Source organism: Collinsella aerofaciens (genome assembly GCF_028209885.1).
Classification (GTDB): Bacteria; Actinomycetota; Coriobacteriia; order Coriobacteriales; family Coriobacteriaceae; genus Collinsella; species Collinsella aerofaciens_BA.
In genome coordinates, this window is the sequence record NZ_JAQLEM010000002.1 from 104,906 (window position 1) to 111,468 (window position 6,563).

The following is a 6,563-nucleotide window of genomic DNA, read 5'->3' on the forward strand; positions in this document are numbered from 1 at the left end:
CACCGTGGACGAATACTCGTTCGCGACGGTCGACGAGTACCGAATCGACACCGGCGACGCGGCGACCCCCGACGAGCGCGTCGCCGCCGAGCTGTCGCGGCAGAGCGCGAAGCTCCGCGCGACGCTCGACATCGGCAGGACCCGCGCCCTGACGGGGGACGCGGCGGCGCTGGCGCGGGACCTCGTGACCGACGCGGCCCGCAAGAAGCTCGTGCAGCCGGCCTGCGCGCCCATGGGCGTGGAGGACCTCACCGGCGTCTCGCAGTCGAGCTTCACGGCCAACGGGTTCCAGGGGAGCTTCACGTTCCAGAACCCGAGCGGGACGGCCTACTTCGACCGCTCGACGCTCACCGCGCTCAAGAGGCTCCTCGGGCGCGGCCAGCGCATCGGCACCGTGTGCCCGAACTACGGGGGCAGGCCGTGATGGGCGAGGAAGTGACGGTGCTGTCGAGCAGGGAGACGGGCAGGGACGCCATGGGGGAGCCCACCGTCGAGTGGGACCCCACCGTCGTCCCGGGGTGCCTCGTGAGGCCCCTGGCGGGCTCGGACGCGGGGGACGCCGTCCGACCGGAGGGCATCGTGGCGAGCTACTCCATAGCGTTCCCCAAGACGTACGCGGGGCCGCCGCTGGCGCGCTGCCGCATCGCCCTGACGGGGCGCGGCATGCCCGCAGACCCCGACACCGCGCTGCTGGTGGTCGGTTCCCCCGACATCACATCTCCCTGCCCCACGGCGTGGAACATGACGGCGACGGCGGGGAGGGCCCATGGCTGACAAGATCAAGTTCGGGCGCTTCGTCCACAGCGACGCGGGCGTCATCGCCGTCACGAAGGGCGCGGGCGTCCGCACCTTGGTGGCGGTCGAGACCGCCCGCCTCGCGGCGAAGGCCAACGCCGCGGCCGCGTCGCACCACGTGCCGTCGGGTTACCGCAGGTCTCTCGAGAAGAAATACCCGGGGACATTCGACAGCGCCCCCTACGTGGGCGTCGTCAAGTCGGGCTCCTTCGACACCCTCGGCGTCGTTCGCGCCGCGACCCCGGCCGGCGCATTCGACCAGAACCGCAACCACACGCTCGACCACCTGCTCTAAGGAGGGAACGTGCCGAGACTCAACGTAATGGGCGAGCTCAGGGCGATCCTCGAGTCCGCCTTGGACGGCGTGCCCGTTCAGGTCAACCTGCCCGGGGAACGGCCGGGGACCGTCGTGGTGGTCCGCCGGTGCGGGGGCGCGCGGCAGGACGCGCTCGTCGACTCGCCCCAGGTTGAGGTGCTCATGTGGGCGCCCACCGAGGACGAGGCCGAGGATATCGCCGAGCGCGTGGGCGACGCCATGTCGCGCCTGCCGTTCGCGCGGGGCTTCTGCGCCTGCGAGGAGCTCGAGATGCGGACCGACTACGACTACCTCGCCCGGTCCCCGCGCTGGTACGCGCTGTACCGACTGAAGACATACCAACCGAAAGAAGGATAAATGGCATCCAACAACGAAGAGGCCAAGGTCGCCCTCGCCTCCGTGGACGCGACCCCGGCAGCCGACATCGACCCCTCGCTCGTAACCACCGGCTCACCCGTCGAGGGCGGCTGCGTGTACACGAGCTTCAAGGCCAAGCCGACGCTCCCGGCCGACGCCACGACCAAGATCTCCACGCTCACCGACCTCGTGTCGCTGGGCGACCTGTCGCCCGACGGCTTCACGGCCTCCAAGGGCGTGACGGTCAACGAGTTCAAGGGCTGGCACCAGTCCATCGTGCTCACCAAGGTCTCCGAGGAGAAGCACCAGTACAAGATGGTCTTCATCGAGTCCGTCCGCTCCTCCGTCGCCAAGCTGCGCTACGGCGCCGACAACGTGGAGACGAACGAGGACGGAACGTTCAGCCACATCAAGGCCGTCGCCAACTCCGACGTGCGCGTCCCGCTCGTCATCGACGAGCTCGAGGACACGGGCAACCTCCGTCGCACCGTCATCCCGCGCGTCTCCATCGACTCCTATGACGACGTCGAGCACAAGCCCGGCGGCCTGGTCCAGTACGGCTTCACCTTCACGGTCCTCAAGACCGCCGACAAGCCGCTGTTCGACATCTACCGCGCAAAGCCCGCCGCGTAGGCGAAGGCGACATAACGAGACCGCCGCCCCGGCACTGCCGGGGCGGCCCTTTACCTAGGAGGAAATGATGAACAAGGACTACCTGGCAATGATGGACGAGGGCGAGCTCGAGGCATACGCCAAGGTCCTCGGCTTCACGACCGCCGCCGTGCAGACGGCAGCGGACAAGACGAAGCTCATCGAGCAGAAGCGCGGACGCCGCGCCGAGCTGACCGTGCTCGGCATCGACATGAGCATCCCCGTCAAGCGCGCGCACGACCGCCGCTTCATCGACGCCATAAACAAGGAGGACCGCACGACCGAGGAGCTCGACGGGGCGTTCCGCTTCCTCCTCGGCGACGAGCAGTACGCGAGCCTCATGGAGGCCGTGACCGAGGACGACGGCACTCAGGACGACGACGCGCTGGGCTACGCATACAACAAGCTGCTCTACTCGGCCGAACTAAAAAACTTCTAGAGCTCGCCGACCTCGAGGAACGCCACCTGCCCCTGCTCAGGCACGACTTCAGGGCCTACTACGGCTGCTGCTACGACGAGGTCGGCGCCGCAGAGGCGTACGACCTCGTGAGGACGCTGCCCGACGGCTCGCTCACCGTGGCGGCCCTGCACCCGGAGCGCAGCTGGACCCGGGAGCAGCACCAGGCGGCGGACATCGTGGACAGCGTCTACGCGGCGGCGACCGCGCTGCTCGGCGGCAAGGCATCGGAAGCCCCGAGGGTGCCCCGCCCGCGGGACGTGGCCGCCGCCGGCGCCGCGGCAGAGCGCGCGGCGTCGGTCCGCGCCCGCATCGAGAACACCGAGTGGGTGGAGGTGACGGATGGCTGAGATCGGACGCGTGGACCTGCTGATCGTCCCCAGGTTCGACAACCTCACCAAGTCGGTCGAGTCCGCGCTCGGCAAGTGCGAGGGGCAGGCGAGCAAGTCCGGCTCCAGCCTCGGCAAGAGCACCGGCTCCGGGTTCGGGAAGGGGCTGGCCGGCTCCGGCGCGATGATAGGCGCCTTCTCGACGCTCACGTCGAAGGCCATGGACTCCATCTCGTCCCATGTCGGGTCGGCGATCAGCCGCTTCGACACGCTCAACAACTACCCGAAGGTCATGCAGTCCCTCGGGTACTCCGCCGATTCCGCCAACGCTTCCATCGGCAAGATGTCCGACCGCCTGTCGACCCTGCCCACCAGGCTCGACGACATGGTCTCGGTCGTCCAGGGCATCACCGCCACGGTCGGTGACCTCGACAGGGCCACCGACGTCGGACTCGCGCTCAACGACATGCTCATCGCCTCGGGCAGCTCGACCCAGCTGTGCTCGGCGGCGATGGAGCAGTTCCGCCAGATCCTCTCCAAGGGCAAGCCCGAGATGGAGGACTGGCGCTCGCTGACGACGGCCGCGCCGGGCCAGATGGACCAGCTGGCGAAATCCATGCTCGGCCCCACGGCAAACGCCAACGACCTGTACGCCGCGCTCGGCGGCGGGGGCAAGGACCCGACCATCACGCTCGACCAGCTCATGGACAAGATGGTCGAGCTCGACACGCAGGGCGGCGCGAGCTTCGCGTCCTTCAAGGACCAGGCCGAGACCGCTGCCGGCGGCGTCCAGACGAGCGTCCAGAACATGTCGAACGCCGTCACGAAGGGCGTCACCGGGACGCTCGAGGCGGTCGGCAAGAACAACATCGCCGGGGTACTCGACGACGCGAAGGGCGCCGTGAACGGCTTCTTCAAGGTCGTCAACGGAGGCGTCTCCGCGTCGATGCCGGTGGTCAAGCAGCTCTACGGCGGGTTCAAGAGCCTGGCGCCCGAGATCGTCTCGGGCGCGGCGGGCATCGCGGCGTGGCAGAAGGCGGTGCCCATCCTCTCCGGCGTCGCGAGCGGCGTGGGCAAGGCAACCGAGGCGTTCAAGCTTGCCCGCGGGGGCGCCGGCACGTTCGCCGAGGCGCTCGATGCGGTGGGCATCGGCTTCAACCCGGTCGCGATCGGCTGCACCGTCGCGGCCGCCGGCATCGGTATACTCATCGAGAAGCAAGTCGAGTGGCAGGCCCGCACGGACGCGCTGAACAAGGCCACGACCGGCCTGGTCGACGCGGCCTCAAACACCGTGGCGCTCGAGTCCTACGCCGGCAGGGTCGAGAACGTGGGCAAGAAGTCCAGCTTCTCCGCCATGTCCGTCGACGAGCTCGCCGAGTCGATCGGCAAGCACGTCGACGCCATGAACGAGAACACGAGGGCCGCCGAGTCGCAGATCGCGCAGCTCAACACCGCGCAGCAGATCATCGACAACTATGCCGGCAAGACCGACCTGTCCACCGACGCCCAGGGCAGGCTCACGTGGGCGCTGCAGCTGCTCAACGACCAGCTCGGGCTCAACATCTCGGCGCAGGACGTGGCGAACGGGCAGTACATCGACGCTGACGGCAACGTCAAGAACCTCAAGCAGTCCATCGACGAGCTCGTCGCCTCCAAGAAGAAGGACGCCGAGGTGAACGCCCTCACGGCGAACCTCACCGAGGCGTACCAGGCGCAGTCCGAGGCGGCCGACACGCTCGCCTCCAAGACGAAGCCCTACCAGGACCGCCTCAAGGAGCTGGCGAGGAGCTATCCGGAGCTCACCAAGGGCGAGCTCGAGGCGCTCGCCTGCACCGAGAAGGTCGGCAGGGAGTACAACGAGGCGAAGAAGCAGTTCGACTCCACCTCGGAGAGCATCGATTTGCTCAACGGCAAGCTCGGCGACGCGAGCCTGACCACGCAGGAGGCCGGCAGCACCTTCGAGCACTTCGCCCAGGCGCAGCTCACGCTCTTCCAGGCGCAGCTCTCGGCCAACGGCGAGACCCTGTCCGCCGTCTCCGGCTCGCTCACGCAGCTCGGCGTCGACACCGAGCAGCTGGCGAGCCTCAGCGACGACCAGCTCGCCAGGCTGGCGCAGGACTACGACGGCACCGCCCGCTCCATCGTCGACGACCTCGACGGGTGGGGCGTCTCGATGGACGAGGGCGCCGCCTCGACGGTCCGCGCGGCGAGCCAGATCCAGGCCGCGCTCGAGGACATGGGCGGCAAGCTCAAGAAGGCGTTCTCGAAGGAGAACATCGACTTCGGCGCGTTCTCGGACGCCTGCGCCGCGGCCGGCGTGTCGACCGAGACGCTCAACAGCATCGGCTCGGCCAACCTCGCCGCGCTCGCCAGCAACTTCAACGGCAACATCGACCAGATGGTCTGGGCTGTCCAGAACTACAACGCGCAGCCCATCGTCGACAAGAACGGCAACGTGACCGTCGACCAGACCCAGCTCATGGACGCCCAGGGCAACGTGTACACCTGGAACGGCTCGCAGCTGATGGACAAGAACGGCGTCGTCGACGTGAGTGTCGGCGACCTGCGCGACGCCCAGGGCAACCTCGTGACCTGGAACGGCACGGCGCTCCAGTCCAAGAGCGCGAAGACAAAGGTCGACAAGAAGGAAGTCGACAGGGCGCAGACCTCGGTGGACAAGCTCAACGGCACCAAGCTCAAGAGCAAGGAGATGACCGCCAAGGCGAGCTACGGGACGCTGCCGAAGTGCCAGTCCGCCATGCAGGCGGTGATGAACGAGCCGTTCCACTCAAGGTCGGCGACGATCACCACGACCTACGTGACCGTCAACAGGACACGCAACGAGAAGGCCGCAGGCGGCATACGGCATGCCGAGGGCGGTATCCGAATGCACGCGCACGGCGCCATCGTCGACGCGCCGGTGACCGGCTACCCGCTCGACTGGGTGGGCGAGGACGGCGCCGAGGCCATCGTGCCGCTCACCAACCGAAGGTACTCGGAGCCGTTCGCGGCGACTATCGCCGAGCAGATGGCGCGGCTCGGCGGCCAGCGCGGCGACGTCTACAACATCTACCTCGACGGGTCGGCACTCGAGGTCGACGAGCGCGTCGCGGAGGCTCTCAGGGCGCTGGTATCCGAACTCAAGAGGACCGTCAGGACCGGAAGGGGGTAGCAGGTGGCCTACAAGGAGCTGAGCAGGAACAAAGTCAAGTACTACTCGATCAGCCTCTCCACATCGGTCTCCAACGTCGACGACACCACGGCCCGCATACACTGGACCGCCACCGTCGATTTTGGCAACTGGTACTACTACGGCGTGCGCCTCCACGTCAAGGTCGGCGGCGTCTGGCGCGCGTCGGGCGATGGCTACACCACCAGCAGCTACGCCCGCGCCGTCACCGTCAGCGGGTACACCGACGCGGAGCGCAAGGACAAAGACTACGACGTCTGGGTCGAGGCGTACACCGAGTCCGTGTCGGTGGGCGGCTACGGCGGGGTCGGCGCGACGGCCTCCTGCGGCGAGGGCGCCAGAATCAAAAAGGTCCCGGCATACGAACCCGCGGCCCCGACCGACCTCAGGGTGGATTGGCTACACTGATGTGGACAGTTCCGGGAGGGGCGCGAGAGACGGGAGGGCCGTATATGAGGGACCCCAGGC

General features: G+C 68.0%; 9 protein-coding genes. All 9 read left to right on the forward strand.

The window, feature by feature from the left end; translation table 11 throughout:
- The first annotated feature begins 4 nt into the window (after positions 1-4).
- The 9 genes from PMX21_RS01050 (at position 5) to PMX21_RS01090 (ending at position 6,503) form a co-directional block, all read left to right on the forward strand.
- Positions 5-424, forward strand: a complete 420-nt coding sequence (locus PMX21_RS01050) for a hypothetical protein (protein WP_271757312.1) — start codon at positions 5-7, stop codon at positions 422-424.
- A complete protein-coding gene (locus PMX21_RS01055) occupies positions 424-774 on the forward strand; it encodes a hypothetical protein (protein WP_271757315.1) in 351 nt (116 codons plus the stop codon). Before PMX21_RS01050 ends, PMX21_RS01055 begins: the two co-directional genes overlap by 1 nt.
- Positions 767-1,090 (forward strand): hypothetical protein, encoded by a 324-nt coding sequence (locus PMX21_RS01060; protein WP_271757319.1) that lies wholly within the window; start codon positions 767-769, stop codon positions 1,088-1,090. The genes PMX21_RS01055 and PMX21_RS01060 overlap by 8 nt, the downstream gene beginning before the upstream one ends.
- A 9-nt stretch (positions 1,091-1,099) precedes the next feature.
- On the forward strand, positions 1,100-1,468 hold the full coding sequence (locus tag PMX21_RS01065) for a hypothetical protein (protein WP_271757322.1): 369 nt from the start codon (positions 1,100-1,102) through the stop codon (positions 1,466-1,468).
- Entirely contained in the window at positions 1,469-2,101 is a 633-nt protein-coding gene (locus PMX21_RS01070) for a phage tail tube protein (protein ID WP_271757325.1), read from the forward strand.
- 67 nt (positions 2,102-2,168) lie between these two features.
- The gene (locus tag PMX21_RS01075) at positions 2,169-2,558 is read left to right on the forward strand and encodes a hypothetical protein (RefSeq protein ID WP_271757327.1); all 390 of its coding nucleotides are present in this window, start codon (positions 2,169-2,171) and stop codon (positions 2,556-2,558) included.
- A gap of 107 nt (positions 2,559-2,665) precedes the next feature.
- Positions 2,666-2,926 (forward strand): hypothetical protein, encoded by a 261-nt coding sequence (locus PMX21_RS01080; RefSeq protein ID WP_271757329.1) that lies wholly within the window; start codon positions 2,666-2,668, stop codon positions 2,924-2,926.
- Positions 2,919-6,077: a tape measure protein gene (locus tag PMX21_RS01085; protein WP_271757331.1), complete on the forward strand. Its 3,159-nt coding sequence runs from the start codon at positions 2,919-2,921 to the stop codon at positions 6,075-6,077. The genes PMX21_RS01080 and PMX21_RS01085 overlap by 8 nt, the downstream gene beginning before the upstream one ends.
- A 3-nt stretch (positions 6,078-6,080) precedes the next feature.
- Positions 6,081-6,503: a hypothetical protein gene (locus PMX21_RS01090; RefSeq protein ID WP_271757333.1), complete on the forward strand. Its 423-nt coding sequence runs from the start codon at positions 6,081-6,083 to the stop codon at positions 6,501-6,503.
- The last annotated feature ends 60 nt before the right edge of the window (positions 6,504-6,563 follow it).

Bases quoted from the DNA above. Each gene is read 5' to 3' on its own strand.
- PMX21_RS01060 (WP_271757319.1), top strand. From the start codon at position 767: ATGGCTGACAAGATCAAGTTCGGGCGCTTCGTCCACAGCGACGCGGGC.
- PMX21_RS01075 (WP_271757327.1), top strand. From the start codon at position 2,169: ATGAACAAGGACTACCTGGCAATGATGGACGAGGGCGAGCTCGAGGCA.
- PMX21_RS01070 (WP_271757325.1), top strand. From the start codon at position 1,469: ATGGCATCCAACAACGAAGAGGCCAAGGTCGCCCTCGCCTCCGTGGAC.
- PMX21_RS01085 (WP_271757331.1), top strand. From the start codon at position 2,919: ATGGCTGAGATCGGACGCGTGGACCTGCTGATCGTCCCCAGGTTCGAC.
- PMX21_RS01055 (WP_271757315.1), top strand. From the start codon at position 424: ATGGGCGAGGAAGTGACGGTGCTGTCGAGCAGGGAGACGGGCAGGGAC.